This is a genomic window from Solibaculum mannosilyticum, from assembly GCF_015140235.1.
GTDB lineage: Bacteria > Bacillota > Clostridia > Oscillospirales > Acutalibacteraceae > Solibaculum > Solibaculum mannosilyticum.
On record NZ_AP023321.1, the window covers coordinates 1,768,697 to 1,788,418 of the forward strand.

At 41.5% G+C, this 19,722-nt stretch carries 19 protein-coding genes; 18 read left to right on the plus strand and 1 reads right to left on the minus strand.

Going from position 1 to position 19,722, the window contains the following annotated elements; genetic code table 11:
- Positions 1-30: 30 nt before the first annotated feature.
- Positions 31-468 carry a MarR family winged helix-turn-helix transcriptional regulator gene (locus C12CBH8_RS08405; protein ID WP_215532997.1) on the minus strand — a complete coding sequence of 146 codons (438 nt, stop codon included), beginning with the start codon at positions 466-468 and terminating at the stop codon, positions 31-33.
- A gap of 825 nt (positions 469-1,293) precedes the next feature.
- Here C12CBH8_RS08405 and C12CBH8_RS08410 point away from each other — a divergent pair.
- From C12CBH8_RS08410 to C12CBH8_RS08495, 18 genes are all read left to right on the plus strand, one after another.
- On the plus strand, positions 1,294-8,919 hold the full coding sequence (locus tag C12CBH8_RS08410) for a DNRLRE domain-containing protein (protein WP_215532998.1): 7,626 nt from the start codon (positions 1,294-1,296) through the stop codon (positions 8,917-8,919).
- Between the two features lie 9 nt (positions 8,920-8,928).
- Positions 8,929-9,276 (plus strand): hypothetical protein, encoded by a 348-nt coding sequence (locus C12CBH8_RS08415; protein WP_090264380.1) that lies wholly within the window; start codon positions 8,929-8,931, stop codon positions 9,274-9,276.
- A 107-nt stretch (positions 9,277-9,383) separates the two neighbouring features.
- Positions 9,384-9,953, plus strand: a complete 570-nt coding sequence (locus tag C12CBH8_RS08420) for a hypothetical protein (RefSeq protein ID WP_141682364.1) — start codon at positions 9,384-9,386, stop codon at positions 9,951-9,953.
- A gap of 13 nt (positions 9,954-9,966) precedes the next feature.
- Complete coding sequence (locus tag C12CBH8_RS08425) at positions 9,967-10,302, plus strand: hypothetical protein (protein WP_090264383.1); 336 nt, start codon at positions 9,967-9,969, stop codon at positions 10,300-10,302.
- A gap of 108 nt (positions 10,303-10,410) precedes the next feature.
- Positions 10,411-11,034 carry a hypothetical protein gene (locus C12CBH8_RS08430; protein WP_215532999.1) on the plus strand — a complete coding sequence of 208 codons (624 nt, stop codon included), beginning with the start codon at positions 10,411-10,413 and terminating at the stop codon, positions 11,032-11,034.
- 4 nt (positions 11,035-11,038) lie between these two features.
- Positions 11,039-11,722, plus strand: coding sequence for an NHL repeat-containing protein (locus tag C12CBH8_RS08435; RefSeq protein ID WP_215533000.1), 684 nt, complete (start codon positions 11,039-11,041; stop codon positions 11,720-11,722).
- A gap of 167 nt (positions 11,723-11,889) precedes the next feature.
- Complete coding sequence (locus C12CBH8_RS08440; RefSeq protein WP_215533001.1) at positions 11,890-12,444, plus strand: hypothetical protein; 555 nt, start codon at positions 11,890-11,892, stop codon at positions 12,442-12,444.
- A gap of 21 nt (positions 12,445-12,465) precedes the next feature.
- Positions 12,466-13,164: a hypothetical protein gene (locus C12CBH8_RS08445; RefSeq protein ID WP_215533002.1), complete on the plus strand. Its 699-nt coding sequence runs from the start codon at positions 12,466-12,468 to the stop codon at positions 13,162-13,164.
- 98 nt (positions 13,165-13,262) lie between these two features.
- Entirely contained in the window at positions 13,263-13,844 is a 582-nt protein-coding gene (locus C12CBH8_RS08450; protein WP_215533003.1) for a hypothetical protein, read from the plus strand.
- Between the two features lie 26 nt (positions 13,845-13,870).
- Positions 13,871-14,557: a hypothetical protein gene (locus C12CBH8_RS08455; protein WP_215533004.1), complete on the plus strand. Its 687-nt coding sequence runs from the start codon at positions 13,871-13,873 to the stop codon at positions 14,555-14,557.
- A gap of 169 nt (positions 14,558-14,726) precedes the next feature.
- On the plus strand, positions 14,727-15,236 hold the full coding sequence (locus C12CBH8_RS08460) for a hypothetical protein (RefSeq protein WP_143269558.1): 510 nt from the start codon (positions 14,727-14,729) through the stop codon (positions 15,234-15,236).
- A 99-nt stretch (positions 15,237-15,335) separates the two neighbouring features.
- Complete coding sequence (locus tag C12CBH8_RS08465) at positions 15,336-15,986, plus strand: NHL repeat-containing protein (protein WP_099322525.1); 651 nt, start codon at positions 15,336-15,338, stop codon at positions 15,984-15,986.
- Between the two features lie 110 nt (positions 15,987-16,096).
- Entirely contained in the window at positions 16,097-16,414 is a 318-nt protein-coding gene (locus tag C12CBH8_RS08470; protein WP_143269559.1) for a hypothetical protein, read from the plus strand.
- Between the two features lie 9 nt (positions 16,415-16,423).
- Entirely contained in the window at positions 16,424-16,717 is a 294-nt protein-coding gene (locus tag C12CBH8_RS08475) for a hypothetical protein (RefSeq protein ID WP_143269560.1), read from the plus strand.
- Between the two features lie 4 nt (positions 16,718-16,721).
- Positions 16,722-17,405, plus strand: a complete 684-nt coding sequence (locus tag C12CBH8_RS08480) for an NHL repeat-containing protein (RefSeq protein WP_099322526.1) — start codon at positions 16,722-16,724, stop codon at positions 17,403-17,405.
- A 120-nt stretch (positions 17,406-17,525) separates the two neighbouring features.
- Complete coding sequence (locus C12CBH8_RS08485; RefSeq protein ID WP_099322527.1) at positions 17,526-18,107, plus strand: hypothetical protein; 582 nt, start codon at positions 17,526-17,528, stop codon at positions 18,105-18,107.
- A 15-nt stretch (positions 18,108-18,122) separates the two neighbouring features.
- The gene (locus tag C12CBH8_RS08490; protein ID WP_090264395.1) at positions 18,123-18,464 is read left to right on the plus strand and encodes a hypothetical protein; all 342 of its coding nucleotides are present in this window, start codon (positions 18,123-18,125) and stop codon (positions 18,462-18,464) included.
- 579 nt (positions 18,465-19,043) lie between these two features.
- Positions 19,044-19,709 (plus strand): hypothetical protein, encoded by a 666-nt coding sequence (locus C12CBH8_RS08495; protein WP_099322528.1) that lies wholly within the window; start codon positions 19,044-19,046, stop codon positions 19,707-19,709.
- The last annotated feature ends 13 nt before the right edge of the window (positions 19,710-19,722 follow it).

Sequence of the window (19,722 nt, forward strand, 5' to 3'; positions counted from 1 at the left end):
TAAATATGATAATCTTATCGGAAAATACAATCAAAGCTCATTTAATTTTGTCCTCAAACTTTCCATATAAATATTTGCCAAACGCAAAAGTTCCTTTTGTTCTTCCTGTTTCAGAGCGGTAAAGGCCGCATTTTCTTTTTGGACTACTGGCACAATATACTTTTCGACAAACTGTTTTCCAGCCTCGGTTAAAAAAATATGCTTATCCCGGCCAACTCCCTGTTTGAGATAAATATATCCTTCCTGTACCAGCTTCCGAATAGAAGAATTAACTGTCTGTTTATTTGCAAAAAATTCATAGCAAATATCCTTTTGCAGACAGCCGTCACCTAAATCGTAGAGAGTATAAAAGATAGAAAAGGCACTGTCTGAAATCCCCATCTTTGAAGCTACTTTGTGGTATAGTTCGTTGCACTCTTTGTTGATCTTGTTAAAGTCCATCAACAGTTCGTTTAGTTTTTCCTGCACGGTCTTACCTCCCTTAGTATGTTTTCATACTCGAATAACAGGATTATAGTATGAAATCATACTCATGTCAAGGACATTTTCATACTTATTTGTAAATATTCTTTGAAAAACAAAAAAGACGGGGCGTAGTAGTCTTTTAACTGCCGCAACTCGACTTCCATCCAGGAAACGGTAACAACAAGACAGGTCAGCTTAGTGATCTACTAAGCTGACCTGTCTTGTTTTCGGATAACAGTTAGGTACCGTTGAGGAAACCACAACGCGCACAAACCTTCGGCTGGAAAATGAAATCGGTTCCACAGTGCAGCTGCTCCTTGAGAACCAGGTGACTAACAATTTCAAACTGGATAAGTTGCCACCCATGGAAGAGAAGCTGGACGATCTCCGATCCCCTATATAGGTTATTGAAGGTGTTGTCACTGGCCACCAGTAAGACGATTAAAATATTTCCTTTGAAAGCCGGCGATCTTCTTTTGATTTACAATTTATTAATAAATAATTCAATAAATATTGATAACCCATCTTTTATATGATAATATTCAATAGATAATATTTTTATTTTTGAAATATATTGTAATTATTAAGCCGAGCAGAAAGAGATATTCAACAATAAAATTAACTAAATACCTAAAATTTAGATATATTGACGCATAGGACTATTTCGGTACAGGCTAAAGACTCAGCTGGATGCTGAGTCCTTTTTCAACCATCTATTGCAATAGGGGGTACTGGCAATGATGATATAAAAATTATGCTTAAAAATGGTGTGGGATGACCGATCGAGGAGAAAAAACTTACATTGGATTTGTATGAGGAGGTAGAACAATGAAAATCAACAAATGGATCCGATCTGTGGCTTTGACATTGGCGTTCCTGCTTGCGGCGCAGGTTTCGCCGATCCAACCTTTTGCCCAAGAGGCTGCGGCAAATATCCAAGCATTGCAGCAACAGCATCAGTTTTGGGAGGAACAGCCCGAAACATCTCCTTCGGAGATTTCACCACAGGATATCGTGGGTGAGATCGTAGAGAAACGGGAACCCAATGTCAAACATTTCTTATTGGAGAGCGGCCAAATTATCGCCGCAACCTATCCTCAAACAGTGCATGAACTGGTAGATGGCCAGTGGCAGGAAATCGACAACTCCCTTGAGAAAGAACCTCTCACCAGATCCAGCAACGGGGATCAGGAAATTTCCAACCAGGCAGCTGGATTCCGGGTATCCTTTTCCGAGGGGGAAGGAAATAAACTGATTGAGCTTCAAAAGGAATCCTCCAGCATCTCTTGGAACCTTCAGGACGCAGGACAAAAGAATTTGACCATTTCACAGCCGGACGGTACGGAGCCATCCAATCCATTTGCGGTAAAAGATGTAAAGTCCTCCGGTACTTATCAAGATATTTTACCGGGGACAGATATTGAGTATATCCTCAACGGGACCACCATCAAGGAAAACATTGTCGTTGAGAACCTTTCCAGCATTCGCAGCTACCAGTTTGACCTAGAGTGTCAGAACGCCAGCGCCGTCTTAAATGAAGATAAAAGCATTACTTTCTTAGATGGACAGGGAAACATCATTTTTTCCATGCAGGCTCCTGTTATGTACGACGCTGTGGGAGAATACAGCGACGCAGTTGAGGTAAAGCTTACCCCATCGGAAAACGGCTATCGCTACGAACTCATTCCGGATGGTGGATGGATGTCCGAACCGGAGCGCGTCTATCCCATCACCATCGATCCCACCGTGGAAACAGAACAAGATACCAAAGGTGTACAATCTACTTATATCAAAGAGAGTATGCCCACCACAAAACTTCGCAATGAAGCTCGTATTTGGGTGGGGTCAGCCAGCGCTAAGATTCCGGCTGCCTGCCGTGCTCTTATTAAAGTTACTCTTCCCACATTAACACCTGCCGATTTTGTCACATCCACCTATTTACAACTGACCCCCATCGCTACCCACTATTTAGGCTGGAACAGCGACGGCATTGAAAACTACTATTTCACCGCCCACCGTGTTACAAGCGACTGGGATCCTTCTACCGTCACCTGGAACACACAGCCTGAATTTGATCCCAGTGTTGTGGACTACAAAATGGCACGTATCAACAACTACGACTATAATTTTAACATCACTGAGATCGCTAAAGAATGGTACAATACAGGCGTCAACACCGGATTGGAATTGCAGCTCAATCAGGAAGAAGGATTCTGTTTCTTTGGCGAATTCGGAGCTGATTCCACTATGAATGATGATCCTGAGAGCTATCCTATTTTATATATCACATACATGAATACCGCCGGCATGGAAAACTTCTGGACCTATCAAACTACTAGCGCCGGAGAAGCAGGTTCCGCCTTTGTCCAGAACCATACCGGTCACCTTACCTATGCTCATGATGATTTGGGCTTAGGTGGAAACATTATGCCGGTTGCCATCAGCCATGTATACAATTCCACTTATAAAGACGAAAATATAGGTTACGGCCTCGGTTGGCAGACCAATTACGACCAGACTATTAAACTCGAAACTATTGGGGATCGGAAATACTATATCTATCGGGATTCCGACGGAACCAAACATTCCTTTGATGCAACGGAATCAAAAGATGAATATGAAGATAGCTCCGGCTTGGAACTCAAATTAAAAATCGACACGGGCAGCAGCGACGCCCGTTATGTTATCACGGATCAAGACGACAACAAACTGAATTTTGATCAAAACGGCGCCTTAAAAACGGTATGCAATGCTAGGGATCAAAAAATCACCATAAGCCGCGATTCCGCAGGAAAAATCCAAAGCATTGCCGACGGTACCAACCGCATCTTCACATTTGCCTACGATGGTGGAAATCTTTCCTCCATCACGACCCCCGATGGTCGTCAGCAACGTATGAGCTACACCGATAACCAATTGACCGGCATCGGCTATGATGATACCACCTCAAACGACGACTCAAAATTCACCTACGGCGAGCATGGCCTTATATCTGCCCAATCCCGGTTTGGCGACCGGGTGGATATGACCTACAATGCCAATGGCAACGTCATTTTGTTGGAAGGAAGCTATGTCAACGAAGGGACGGCAAATAAGTTCTCCCAGCTCACCTTTGATTATTCTATCAAGGAAACTAAGGTAACCGATCACAAGGGACGGAAAAGCACCTATCAGTTTAATGAATTCGGCAATACCAAATGTATCTACAACGACGAAGGACAGGCTCAATTTTACAAATATTATGCGCCTAACGATATCAACCCAGATGGAAATGGTGAGCCTTATGGCCAAAACAGGATGGAAATGGCATCCGATATGCAAAAGGTCTCTTGCAATCTTTTGCAAAACAACAGCTTTGAAGAGGACGGGCATTGGAATGGAGGAAACTTCTCTACAGAAGATGCTTATGAAGGCAAGCGTTCTTATTGTCTGACAGGCAGTGACAGCGGAGAAGTAACCGCCGTCCAATATCTGGAGCTCAACAAAGGTGATACATACGTTTTTTCCTCCTATGTGAAAAATGAAGAGGGGGATGGCGAATCCTCTACTGCCGGCCTCTCAATGGAATATAAAAATGCATCGGGAGCAATCGTATCTTCTCCCATTTCTACTGTAGAAAAAGGAAACGGATGGCAGCGCATCTCGGCTACCATCACCCTTCCCTCCGACGCATCTGGACGTATGGTTAACCTGGTCCTCCACAAGCGAGGAACGGGCAATGCCTATTTTGACTGTGTCCAAGTGGAAGAGGGGTCTGTGCCCAACCGATTTAATTTAATCGAAAATCCTGACTTTTATCATTACACTGGTGGAACCCCCTGGCATTGGGACAACTCCCATGGATATGGCATGGGCTGGATGGACGGCCAGATGGAAATGGGAATGACGGGCAACTGCTATTGTATGGAAGGCACCCCGAATTTAGATTGCCAGGCCTATGATACTGTTTACGTCAAAGGCGAGGAGGGCACCACTCTCAACTATGGCGGATGGATTTTAGCCGATTCCGCCCCGGAGTTGCATGGCGAGGCGGCTGAACTCAACGATATCACCTGCTTGGTGCGCATCGAGCTCTACAGCGGCGACAGTAAAGTTCAATCCCAGGAAGTCGACGCCAACACCTTCTGTGACGAATGGCAGTTTGTGGGCGATACCATCATAGCCAAACAGTCTTTCGACAGCGTTAAAGTGATTTTTGAGTACAAAAACAACGTCAACCGTATTTACATCGACGGAGCCTTTTTGTACAAGGACTACTTTGGTCAAAGCTACCGCTACGACGAGGATGGAAACGTCATCTCCACCACCGCTTACGACAAACAGGAATCCACTTTTGAGTACGATACCGACAACGACATGGTCAAAAGCACGGATCCCAAAGGCGCTTCTTATACCTATCAGTACAATGACTACCATCAGCCTGAAGTCGCTACCTCAGCGGAAGGCATCGATTATTCCTACTACTACGATCAAAACGGCAACATTGCCCAGTCGCAAAAGACTTCCAGAACTTCCAATACAACCGGGTCAGCTGTTTATACCGAGGATGGGCAGTATCTGACGTCCCAGTCCGACGTATTTGGGAATACCGTCAGCTATACTTACAATGACGATGGTACTGTCCACACCGTCACCGATGCCAAAGGCGTTGTTACTACTTATACCTATGATGATTTAAAACGCGTCATCCGTGTAGAAACCACAAACGGTGACGAGTCTCTAGACAACCAATATGGTTATACTGGCGACAAAATGACCAGTGTCACCCACAACGGGTTCCAATATCTCTTTGACTACGACTCTATGGGACGAATTTCCGCCACCTATGTGGCCAGTGAAAATGGGGAAAAACGGCTCCTCTCCGGCAATACTTATGTTCCCGCTACCAATGGGGTCGCCAGTGGATTGGTGAAAAGCCTCACCTATGGCAATGGAGCCATTAAGTCCTATACATACGATCGTCAAGACCGCGTAATAGGGGTACGCTACGATGGAGATCAGAAAGACCGCTATACTTACGAGTACAATAGCGAAGGTCTCCTCCATTCCCAAACCGATACACAAAACAACGTCACTGTCCGATACGAATATGACTTAAGCAAACGTCTGTCTAAGATCCATTTTGGATCGGAGTACACGTTGCAATATCACTACGATATTAACAACAACCTGGTTAAAGTGGAAGAGATTTACGGAAGCACGACGCAGAACACCCGTTACCTCTACAACCAGGACGACCTTGTCACCCAGGTCATGACGGCAGGCGGCGGCTATATAGATTACGATTACAGCTACGACCGTCGTAAAAATCTCTACACCAAAGAAAACCTGACCAGCAATGCCGACACCTACGGCTTTACCGGTCCAGAAGGTTCCATTACCATGGAAAACAGTTTCGCAGTTGCCCCTGTCAAGAATCAGCCTACGGCTACTTTAACCAAGTCCTCGGAAGAGGACAGTATTACAAACTATGGATCGCTTCATACCACCGTCCCCCGTCCGGGCGAACAGTACACCATTTCCTTCTGGTATCAAGCTCAACCGGGGACAGCCGGCACATTGCGTATGCAAGCTTTCGGTGAAAATGGTTCAGGAGAACAGGTTCCCCTTTCCGACTATGCTGCACTGGAACTTAACGGTCAGAATGCCGATGGACAATACCGGTACTTTGAAACCTGCATCGAGTTGGAAGATCCTCTATATGAATCTGTCCAATGGGTCTCCCCTACCATACAATGGGTTGGCGGAACCGGTACTATTTCGCTCAATGCTGTTACCTTTACCAATGTCTATGAAGATATTTGGGTGCCGGAGGGCCTTTCCAATACCGATACAAATAACGGCGGTCTCGCTACTATTGTAGACAGTTCCTCTGTAAATGCCCCAGTGCCCTATGATAACACCGCCAAATGGGAAAAAACAGGTTCGGGCAGACAATGGCACGGCACTTATGACGCTTTCCGGACAAGCGTCCCACAGCCAAACGAAGTGTGGGAATTATCCTTTTATGCCAAGTTGGATAGCGATGCCGCCGGTACCACTATGCGTTTTCAATTCAATGGCCATGACAACATTGGTTCTCTGTGGGCATCCAAATCCACTTGGGAAGACATTCAACTACATGCAGACGATCAATGGCATCGGTATTCGGTCCAAGTAACCATGGACGAGGATCTTTACAACGAAGGTACCTCTTACATCATCCCTTATCTTTTCTGGGATTCTTCCGATCAGGCAGCTACATTGTATCTCAACGGTGTCAGTCTGCATCGGGTGGACAACGTATGGACAAAAAATCAGAAAGGTAATTTCCAGGAAGATTATACGGCGGAAAATATCGCTAGTCCACAAATCAATCAAATCGACAGCTCTGATTCACCTGTGGAAACCGACCCAACCACTTCTATCTCTGCTCCGGATGGACAGACCAAAACAGCAGCTATCCGCGTCATTGACGGCATGCTCGGGGGACAAACTTGGACCATGTCCTTCTGGGCAAAGTCTACGGATGATAATCCCGATCATCCGTCTGTTCCCATGGAATTTGATATTCGCAGCAATGACTTATTTGGATCCATCTCCACATTAGAAAATGTTTCTAGAATCTCGGTGCCCAATGATTCCAAGTGGCATTTTTATACCATGACGGCCACCATCGATGAGGCATTCGGCGCTGACTTCACAGAAAACGGCCTAAGAGCCTGGATCAAAACTTCCATTGCCCAGCAAGGGACTTTGCTCATCAATGCAATCCAGTTGACACCGGGCGATACGGTTCGCTCCTTCAACCATCACATCAACGACGGCAGTTTGCGGAACGTCACCATCAACACAGGGAGCGCCCAATTTAATTCCGCCTTCCTTTACGATGTGGACAGCCAGGGCCGGGAAATTGTCCGGGTCAAGCATTTGATCCAAAACAACCAGGCCACCAGTTATGAATACGATATGATGGGGCATATCTCCCGCATCTATCTGCCCGACGGCAAAGAAATCGCTTTCGCCTACGACGACCTAGGACAGCTCATCCGGGAGGACAATGGGCAAATCAATCAGACCATTGTCTATACCTATGATAATGCTGGCAATATTCTGCAAAAAGAAACCTATCCTTACACCACTGGGGAAGTCCAGCCCGGGAACGGTTCCCAAACTGTTTACGAATACGGGGACGGAATTTGGAAAGACCTCCTTACCTATCAGAGCGACATCGGCAGCATCCAATACGATGAAATCGGCAACCCCACCATGTACGGCCAATGGCTCCTCAGTTGGGAAGCGGGACGTCAACTCAAAAGCATCATCTCAAAAGCAGGGCTCAACCTATCCTTTACCTATGGGGAAAATGGCCTGCGCACTTCTAAAACATCTGATGGGGATCGTATCACTTACCAAGTCATCGATGGCGTCATTCGCTCCCTCACGAAGGAGAACTGGATGGGCGAAGAGACCTTGACCTTCCAGTATAGCTGTGGGGCCGTGCTCAGCGTCATCTACCAAGGGGAAGAGTATTGGTACATCAAAAATGCCCAAGGCGACATCACGGGGCTTATGGACAAAAACGGTGAGATGGTGGTAACATATACGTATGATAGCTGGGGTGTCCCGGTATCACGGGAAGGCAGTATGAAAGATACGTTAGGGCTGTTAAACCCCTTCCGGTACCGTGAGTACATCTACGACGATGAGTCGGGCCTTTACTACCTACAAACCCGGTATTATGATCCTAGGGTAGGCCGGTTCCTCAACGCGGACATCATGATGGCGTCTAACGGGGATTTCCCCTCCTGCAGCGTCTTCTCCTACTGTTCCAATGATCCGGTGGACGGCTACGATCCCTCTGGTATGTCCGAATTCCAGGATAACTATATGTTAGCCAAAAAGAAATATTTGGCCCGTTGGGGTTCTGGCAAGCAAGATGAGTATAAATACAGCAGGTATCCCTCGAAAAACTTTGGCTCTGGCAAACAAGAAGAGTATAACAGACCTCAACAAAGCCTTGTTGACAAAGCTCAAAAGAAAAATAACAATAGTAAAGGCTTTGGCATTGTGGGAAAAACCGTTTCTTATGGCAAAGCCGGTATGGGGGCTGTATGTGATGCTATCGGTATTGGTCTCTCCAGGGAACTAGCCACACCACCGCAATTGTCTGTTATATCTACAGCTTTTAGCATGCCTAATTTTATAGCAGCCCACTGGACAAATGACGCTTTAACCACAAACCAAAAGATCGCAATGACAGGCTACGAAGTGCTTACTGGAATGGGTGGGATTGCCTTAGCCTATGGGATCTCTAATTGTTGGAATCCTACTGGGTGGATAGGGATGGTAGGCGCAGTTTTTATCACTGTAACTTATACAATTGCTACAAATAAGTTAAGTGACTTATTAGTGGAACGCTTTACGATAATGAATGAGCAGGAAAAAATAGAGGCCTTAGGCATTACACAATAGGAGGTTATCATGGACGATCCTAAAAAAGACAATTCAAAAAGAGGTGTCAAATCCTATAAAAATTTATGGTTTAGCGAAATTCTTCTTTGGTGTTTTATTCCTGTCTATTTTTGGATACGATGGATTATGCGGGATCCAGATTGGGTACATGGTAGAGCTTTTGGTCATATTTGTATACTTTATGGGGTTTTTGTAATTGGCATTGTCTGTATGTGTACATATGGCCTAGTTGATGACTACAAAAGCTTGGTACGTCGTGGCAAAACAGAGCACAAACCATGGAAGCTTGCTTCAATTATGATTGTCCATATTCTTAATCTTCTTATATCGTCATATATCCTATTTATTTATCACTAATATATCAAAGGAGGAGCCTATCTTATTAGATGGGCTCCTCCTACTGCTCCAATGATCCTGTGGACGGCTACGATCCATCCGGCATGTCCGAGTTCCAGGATAACTATATGCGTTGGGCTGCTGAAAGAAGAGAATATCGGAAACGTTTCGGTTCTGGAAAACAGGAAGAGTATGCCCTGTGGAAAAAGCAACAAGATGAGAAAAATAATCCTCAACAAAGCCTTGTTGACAAAGCTCAAAAGAAAAATGGTGTCAGCAAGTCATTTAATACATCCGGCACTATCATTAACTGGGTAAAAACAGGTGGAGGGGCTTTTTGTGATATCGTAAGCTTTGGCGCATCTGGGCAACTAGCTACAAATGCAACTGTTGCAAAAGTATCTTATGCTGTTTCTACTCCACTTTTTATAGCTGCACATTGGGCCAATGAAGATCTTTTATTTGATCAAAAAATGGTTATGACTTCATATGAAATTTTAAGTGCAGCTGGCGGAGTTGCTTTAGCCTACGGAATCTCAAATATCTGGAATCCAACTGGATGGGTAGGGGTATTAGGTTCAGTAGCCATTACGCTAACCTATACTTACCTAACATCACAAGGTAGTAATTGGCTTGTTGAATATTATACAAAAGAAAATCAAAAAGACCTAGCAGATGAAATCTATGGGTTACAATAGTAGGAGGCTTTCTATGAAAAAAAACACTCAACAAAAATTTGCTAAATCGTATAAAAGTCTTTGGTTGTCTTTATTTATTTCATTAGCACTTGTTTTTGTATACTTAACTGCTAGAACATCAATGCGTAATCCAAACTGGCAAGACAATTTTCGAGGAGCATTTGCCATCTATGCAGCATACGGCATATATTTTCTAAGTTTTGGTTTTATTCCAGCCATCATTGTTGACTATCGTGGTTTAATACATACAAAAAAGTCTATACACAAATGGTGGAAAATTGCATCTTTGGTTATAGTTCAAGTAATCTATCTTCTTGTATCTTGGTATATTCTGTTTATTTACCATTAATATATCAAAGGGGGAGCCTATCTTATTTAGGTGGGCTTCTCCTACTGTTCCAATGATCCTGTGGACGGCTACGATCCATCCGGCATGTCCGAGTTCCAGGATAACTATATGTTAGCCAAAAAGAAATATTTGGCCCGCTGGGGTTCTGGCAAGCAAGATGAGTATAAATACAGTAGATATCCCTCGAAAAACTTTGGCTCTGGCAAACAGGAAGAATATTATTATAGCCATAATCCTGTGCAAAGAGTTCTTTACAATGCTTATAATACAGTAAGGAAAAATGTATCTGCTACCTATAGTCGAGGGGTAACAGTGTCAGCCGGAGGATTTAATGTAACTATAGGAATTTCTGCGGATACAAAAGGACATATAGCACCACAGATTACATTTACTTCAGGTATAGGTACCGGTAGCTTTACAGATTGGTCTATCGGTTTATATCAAACAGTAACAAACGCTCCAGGTATCAATAAATTAAATGAATACGGAATTCAATGCGGGGGATCCGTTGGTACCGTTGTAGAAGGCGTTCCTATATTTGCAGGCATGGACCTAAACATCATTCCTGATGGACCAAATACATATAGTGGAGTTACTTCTTCTTTTGGATTCGGTGGTTCACCTGGTGCAGAGTTCCATGTCCAACAGGGTTATACATGGACATTAGGAGGAGGTTATTTTGATATGGGATACCTAGCAGATAAATTGTTTTATCAAATGATTGGGTGGTGATTTGATGAAAATTTTAGCTCGTATTTTCTTTAGTATGTTTATCCTTTCGATATTCACTATAACAACTGTGTCGGCACAGGAAAAGCCATTAGATTTAGTAAAACTTGATGAAGAATATGAAGCGACATTGTTTGCTGTCGGCATTATGGTAGATCGAAACGATAATGTAGGAATCTATTTTGACAATGACGTGATCCATGTTTATCATCCAGACGGCACCTTTTATTATGGGTTTCGCTTCAATGCCAAAGGTTCCTATGTCTCTGATTTTGACGCAGTAGGTAATGTTATGATTGCAGGCGCTCGCCAGGACAATATTTACTGTTTTAATCCTGACGGCGATCTAGTAAGGAAAACTCCTAAAGAGGCAATGTTTTTTAATTATGAGGAAGAAAGTGATTATTTTTACAATCGGCAAAAAAGCCAAAAGGTCGAGTGTGAAGGATTTACCTATGTGTTTAGGAAATCATTTTGGCATAAACAGCTTGTGAAAGTGATGGATGATGGGACAGAAATCGTTTTTTATGATTCCGGAGTTTCTCAGATAATTCTTTTACTTGTTATAATAGTAGGACTTCTTCTTCTTTTCACATTAGGATTTGTTGTAATTATTAAACGTATGCTCAGACAAAATCGTGAGTATTACTTAAATGGTGAACCTGATACGGTAAAGCTGAAGTGGAAGTAGACTAGGAACGCAGGGGCATATTATGTAGATTAATATGCCTCTACTTTGTTTTTTGAGGCTCCAACGATCCTGTCAACAGCTCCGATCCCTCCGGTATGTCCGAATTCCAGGATAACTACATGCGTTGGGAACGTGACAAGTAGGGTTCTGGCAAAAAGTAAGAATATATGCGGGCTGAGACAGAGGCTTACAATCAAAGGGTTCTTCATCCTCAGAAAAGCGGTAGTCTTGTAGGGATAGGTGGGTCTGTTGTAACTGAGTATAACACTCCTACTTCCAGTAACAGCTGGGGTATTTTCTCTTATAAAACTGGAACAAAAACGACATATACCCACAAACAATATGGCAATCCTGGTGCTCCGGTCTCTGCCTTCGCTAGAGTAGTGAGTAATAATCTGTTAGCTTCTTATACCGGAATAGCGTTCAATTACCAAGGCTGGTCACTAAAATTCACTAAATCTTTGGCAGATATCGGAGTTTCTATCAGTTATAGTATAGGTAATACAATGCAAAGCCTTGGAATTTCGATTGGACAGGATTGCACTATATCAGTTACTACCACTACTTCAACAGACATTGGTAATAACATAACAGAGTCTTCCTATCAAACTTTCAGCATAGATTTAAAGCCATTTATATTTTTCCTTGGAGCTCCCGAGGCACAGCCCTCTGGCGAAGGTTCTTGGCAACCAAATTTAAGTCCTGCACCAGCTTATCCATAAGGTTAAGGAGAGATAATTTTTATGTGGTATTTTTTATTTCGATTTATCGCTCTTGCAGTCATAGTTTCCTTATTCATTGTGTGCATTTTTTGTATTCCATGGCTTAGGAAAAAAACTCGTCGAACAAAGGTAATCGCTTTTATCTTATTTCTGATCATACTTCTAATTTTTCTGCCATATCCTTATGAGAATTTTTTCTTCCATTTTAAAACCCCTGAAGAAGCTTTTGCTTATTCTCATTTCGGCGCTGCTATACAAACGGTTTCGGTGGAGGACACATGTGCCTTTGTGGTATATTCTTCCGGTGGGCAAAGTGCTGATCCTGATGTAATTGAAAAAGGGCCCTATGGTTGGAACATAAACAGTCCTTTTTCTCCACGTAATGGCGGCTCTAAACACTGGTCTTCTACCGATACAACAGGAAAATCTAAAACCTTTTTTCTAAATGTTGTTCAGTCAGAACAATCAAGGCAATTATTTATTATGATTCATAGGTTTGATTCTGTTGGTAACTCTCACGAAATCGCTGATATCCATGACACATTGGATTCATTATTTCAAATACATACTTCCGATTCTTACCTTTCTCACATCGAATACTACTACACGGTTTTGGATGTCGACGACGTAGACGATCATTATCAGATATATGTTGATGGCAAACCAGTTGATCCTTTTAAAGACCTATATCAAAAAAGTGAGTGGTCTGCCATACAGTAAAGTGATTTATAAGCAGGAGCTCATCTCGGCAAGATGGGCTTCTCCTACTGTTCCAATGCTACGATCCATCCGGCATGTCCGAGTTCCAGGACAACTATATGTTAGCCAAAAAGAAATATTTGGCCCGTTGGAGTTCTGGCAAGCAAGATGAGTATAAGCGATGGGAAGAGCAACAAGATGCCAATAACAACGTCTTTGGCGCTGGCGCTTCTTCTGTAATTGATGTTGATTATCCTGCCTCTAATAATAATTTCATTTTTATAACTAAAACCGGAAAGAAGACATCTAGCACTACCAATAGCTGGGGAGATTCTAGTAGACCTGTTTCTGTCTATGCCAGAGGCGTACAAAACAATTGGCTTGCATCATCCGCCGGGTTGGCCTTCGACGGGGATGGATGGGGAAGTAAAATCAATCTTTCTTTAGCAGATATTGGAGTATCCGGTTCTAGCTACGTTGGCGAAAACACAACACAAAACTTTGGCGTTTCCGTTTCCCTACTAGAAGGTACTGTCTCCTTTTATAACAATACAGTTGTTGATGTTAGTAACAACACAACAGAAACCGCTTATCAGACTTTTAGTATTGATCTCAAACCAATTCTCTTTTTCTGGGCTGGTGCCTCAGCAGTTTCAGGCGCTGGAGCTGGAACTCCTACACCTGCGCCCGTTGCCCCATAAAAAATAAAAAGTAAGGAGAGGTTCTCATGTGGTTTTATTTGTTTCGATTGGTTATCATGATTTTTGTTGCTATTTTAGTCCTTCTCTGTCTCCGATTTATCCCACGACTGCGACAAAGAAAGACATGGGAAAAGATAATTGGATTTGTTGCCATAGAAATTATTCTATTCGTTATTCTACAATATCCTTTTGAGAACCTCTTCTTTCATTTTGAAACCCCTGAAGAAGCATTTACCTATTCTCATTTTGGCGCTACTGTACAAACCATTGTAGAAGAAGAGTCTTGTGCTTTTGTCGTATATTCTTCTGGTAGTCCTATCGTTAAGATTGATGTAATTGAGAAAGGAGATCATGGCTGGAACATAAACCGTCCAGGTGCTAAGCATAAGGATGGCTATAAATTATGGACTTCTACTGACGCATCTAATAACGTCAAAGTATTTTCTTTAAAAATGGTTCAGTCCAATCAATCCAATCAGCTATTTGTTGTAGTTCATAGATATGAATTCAATATCCCCCCCTCTGATATTACAGAAGTCTATGATAATTTAAGTTCTTCTTTCCAACTATATACTGAGCGTTCAGATAACTGGTATACTGAATATCACTACACTGTTTTAGATATGGCAAGATTAGACAACGATTATCAAATCTATGTGGAAGGAAAACCTATAGATCCTTTTAAAGATCTTGCTCTAGATGAGTATATGTAGCCCTTAAGGGGAAATCTGTCTTGTAACGGATTTCCCCTATATCTATTTATAATAATTTTTACTATTTATAAATTCTATATTATGAATCCCGATATCTTTCTCCTACTGTTCCAATGATCCTGTGGACGGCTACGATCCATCCGGCATGTCCGAATTCCAGGATAACTATATGTTAGCCAAAAAGAAATATTTGGCCCGCTGGGGTTCTGGCAAGCAAGATGAGTATAAATACAGCAGGTATCCCTCGAAAAACTTTGGTTCCGGTAAACAGGAAGAATATTATTATAGCCATAATCCTGTGCAAAGAGTTCTCTATAATGCGTACCAAGCTGTCAGACACGCTCCCATCACCCATACACAAGGACTTTCTATATCTGCTGGTTTTTATAGCGCATCAATATCTCTTTCTATGGATACGAAGGGAAATATTGTACCTCAGGTCACGTTTACATCTAATCTTAGCACAAATGGTTTTCTAAATTGGTCACTTGGAGCCTATATAACAGAAACCAATGCTCCATCTGCTCTAGATTTACAAGGATTAGGAATCCAATATGGAGGATCTGTTTCCGGTTCTGTAGAAGGAGTTCCTATATTTATAGGTCTTGACGGTAATAAAGTAATTGGTTTACAATGGCTTTACTCTTTCAACCGGCGTATCCTCTTCTCCTGGTGCTGAAGGGCATGTTCAAACAGGGAATACGTGGAATATAAATACCGGTGCTAATATTAGCTATGCGGTGGATGCTATTTTCTACAGAATGATTGGGTGGTAATTATGAAGAAATTGTGTTGTCTATTTATTCTTGTATTCGTAACACTCATGCAAACTTTCTATGTATCCGCAGAAGAGCAGCCGCTAAGTTTAGTAAAGCTGGAAAAAGAATCAGCAACTCCTGTAAATGCTGTGGGGATTATGGTAGATCCAAATAATAATATAGGGATTTTCTTTGAAAATGGTATTATCTATGTTTATCATCCAAATGGTGATTTTTTCTATGGACTCCAGTTCAAGACTCAAGGATTTTATGCCAGTGATTTCGATTCTAATGGGAATGTCATGATTGTAGACGCTAGACAAGATGATATTTACTATTTTGATTCTAACGGTCAACTAGTCAGAAGAATCCCCAAAGCTGTTGTAATGGATGAATTTCAAGAGGACAAGTTCTATAATAAGCAAAAACGAATTCGAAAAATAGATTGTGGAGATTTCTCTTATGTTTTGAAACATTCATTATGGCATAATCAGTTAACAAAAACAATGAATGACGGCACTGAATTCGTCTTTTACGATTCAGGAAACTCTCAACTTATTTATTCATTTATAGTCATTGGAGGTATCGTTTTAATCTTTTCAGTCGGAATGTTGGGAATGATCCGATTTATCTTAAAAAAGTGCCGGGAAGATATGGCCAAAACAGAATAAACTACAGCAAAGGGGGAGCCTATCTTATTTAGGTGGGCTTCTCCTACTGTTCCAATGATCCTGTGGACGGCTCTGATCTATCCGGCATGTCCGAATTCCAGGATAACTATATGTTAGCCAAAAAGAAATATTTGGCCCGTTGGGGTTCTGGCAAGCAAGATGAGTATAAATACAGCAGGTATCCCTCGAAAAACTTTGGTTCCGGTAAACAGGAAGAATATTATTATAGCCATAATCCTATACAAAGAGTTCTTTACAATGCTTATAATACAGTAAGGAAAAATGTATCTGCTACCTATAGTCGAGGGGTAACAGTGTCAGCCGGAGGATTTAATGTAACTATAGGAATTTCTGCGGATACAAAAGGACATATAGCACCACAGATTACATTTACTTCAGGTATAGGTACCGGTAGCTTTACAGATTGATCTATCGGTTTGAATAAAACAGTAACTAATGCGCCAGGTATTGATAAATTAGATGGATATGGAATTCAATGTGGTGGATCCGCTGGGACTGTTGTTGAAGGAGTTCCTATATTTGCAGGCGCAGATCTAAACATCATTCCTGATGGGTCAAAAGTATATGGTGGAGCTACCTCTTCTGTCGGTATAGGATCTCCTGGTGTAGATCTTCATGTCCAGCAAGGTAATACTTGGACATTAGGAGGCGGCTACTTTGATCTTAGTTATTATATGGATAAAGCCTTTTATCAAATGATTGGGTGGTGATTTGATGAAAATTTTAGCTCGTATTTTCTTTAGTATGTTTATCCTTTCGATATTCACTATAACAACTGTGTCGGCACAAAAAAAACCACTAGATTTAGTAAGACTTGATGAAGAGTATGAAGCAATATTGTCTGCTGTTGGCATTATGGTGGATCGAAACGATAATGTAGGAATCTATTTTGACAACGACGTGATCCATGTTTATCATCCAGATGGAACCTTTTATTACGGCTTTCGTTTCAATACCGAAGGTTCTTATGTCTCCGATTTTGATTCAGTGGGTAATGTTATAATTGCAGGCGTTCGCCAAGACAATATTTACTGTTTTAATTCTGATGGAGATCTCGTAAGGGAAACTCCTAAAGAGGCAATGTTTTTAAATTATGAGGAAGAGAGTGATTATTTTGATTGCCGACGCAAAATCAAAAAGGTCGAGTGTGACGGGTTTACCTATGTATTCAAAAATACATTTTGGCATAAACAGCTTGTGAAAATAATGGATGATGGGACAGAAATCGTTTTTTATGATTCTGGAGTTTCTCAGATAATTCTTTTACTTGTGGTTGGCATCGTGATATTATTATTTTTCACATTAGTGTTGATTAAAGCAATTAAATATATTTCTCAGCAAAGCCGTGAGTATTACTTAAATGGTGAGCGTGATACGGTAAAGCTGAGGTGGAAGTAGACTAGGAAAGTAGGGGCATATTATGTATATTAATACGCCCCTACTTTGTTTTTTTGAGATTTCAACGATCTTGTCAACAGCTCCGATCCATCCGGCATGTCCGAGTTCCAGGATAACTATATGCGTTGGGAACGTGACAAGTGGGGTTCTGGCAAACAGCAAGAATATATGCGGGCTGAGATAGAGGCTTACAACCAGAGTGTTCTTCACCCTAAAAAACAAAATCAGAATTATTTTGAGAAAAATAAGAAGAAACAACCTGGTTCTTCTTCAAAAAATGGTGCAAGTAAAAGCCTTACTTTTCTGGGAGATTTTCTTGGAAATAAAAACTCCGGAATTGCTGCACTTGCCGATTTTGGAGGAAAGTCATCTGGGGATGGTGCTGGGCTTGCGTTTACAACCTTTACATTTGTTGAATCAGCTATATGTTTTACAGCTGCACATTGGGTAAATGAAGATCTTCAGTATTCCGAAAAACTTCTTATGACTAATTATGAAAAATTAGCTGCTGGAGGTGGAATTTTGTTAGCCTATGGTATGGCAAACATATGGAATCCAATGGGATGGGGAACTTTAGTAGCATCCACATTGATCATGACAATGTATTCTCTTACAACAGGAGAATTGCGTAACCAACTTCTAGATGTTATTGAATATTCTAAAGATCCCCATGCTAAAATGAGAAAACTTCTAGAAGGTTAACAGGAGGATAAAATCATGCAAGAACCAGAAGAAAACAAACGTCATTGGGGGGCTAAATCCTATAAAAGTCTATGGATTTTACCGTTAATAGCTTTTATTGCTATCTTTTTTCTTGCTTCATCAAGAAATTACATTTTTGAGTGGCAGAAAGAAAAAGACCTGCAAGCATTAGGGATGATTATGAAGGGAGGATTTTTGTACGCTCTGCTTTGGTTGGTTATGCCTGCAACCATTGCAGACTATGTAGGCTTAGTCCGCCGAGAAAAAACCGATCACAAATGGTGGAAGATTATCTCTTTGGTTGCAATTGAACTTGCCTGTATTATTTTCGGAACTTATGTTTTCTTTTTCTCCTGAAATACAACTTTTACTATTCCACATACCTCTTCCGGTATATCTGAATGCCAGGACAACTTATATACGTTTGGCTGCTGAAAGAAGAGAATATCGGAAATGTTTTAGTTCTGAGAAACAGGAAGAGTAAGGAGGTTAACTATGGAAAACCCTAAAAAAAAACAATCCTGAAAAAGGAGCTAAATCTTATAAAAGCCTATGGATTACTGAATGTATCTTTTGGTGCCTGATTCCCTTCTATTTTTATATGCGATGGATTATGCGGGATCCAGATTGGGTACACGGAAGAGCTTTTGGCCATATTTGTATATTTTATGGAGTTTTTGTAATTGGCATTGTCTGTATGGGAACTTGGGGCATTATCACTGATTATAAAGGCTTGGTACGTCGTGGTAAAACAGAACACAAACCATGGAAACTTGCTTCTCTCCTTATTGTCAATACCATTTATCTTCTTATATCGTCATATATCCTATTTATCTATCACTAATATAGAAAAAGGAGGAGCCTATCTTGTTAGATGGGCTTCTCCTTTACGATACAATTGACGGGATTTACGATTTTATTTTAGGGTGGTAAAAGATGAAAAAAATATTTTCTATTTTTGTGTTATTAGTCGTCGTAACAACATTAGGATATTTATCCGTTTCTGCCAATGAGCTTGATATGGAGAGAGTAGAGGAAGAATACCATGGCGCTGCCAAAGCAATCAGTATCGCAGCCGATTCTAAAGGAAATGTTGCTCTGTATTTTGACGATGACGTCATCAATGTTTACCATCCAGATGGAACATTCTTTTACGGATTAAAGCTCGATGTAGCTTCTTATGTCTGCGATTTTGATTCAGAGGATAATCTCATCGTCTTTGCCACTAGAACAGATTACATCTATTACTTTAATTCAAAAGGAGAATGTGTCAAACAAGTATATAAAGATGATTTCATGGATCCTGGCGCCCTCGACAAGTATTACCGAGAAAGAATGAGCCTACGAGAAATTGATGAAGATGGATTCCAGTATATTTTGGAGGCATCCTATGGCAAAACCAAGCTCATCCAACAGATGGACGATGGTTCAGAGCGAGTTCTGTATGAAACAGAAGGTTCTACTGTAATAGGAAAAACTATTTTTGGCGGGGTTATTGCGATTTTATTTATCTCTCTTTTTGGCCTTGGAATATTCCAGGTGTATCGGTTTTATAAAAACAGCAGGAACAAAAAGGATAGCGCCGATATATTCTCCCGATAATCGTCCCATCTGC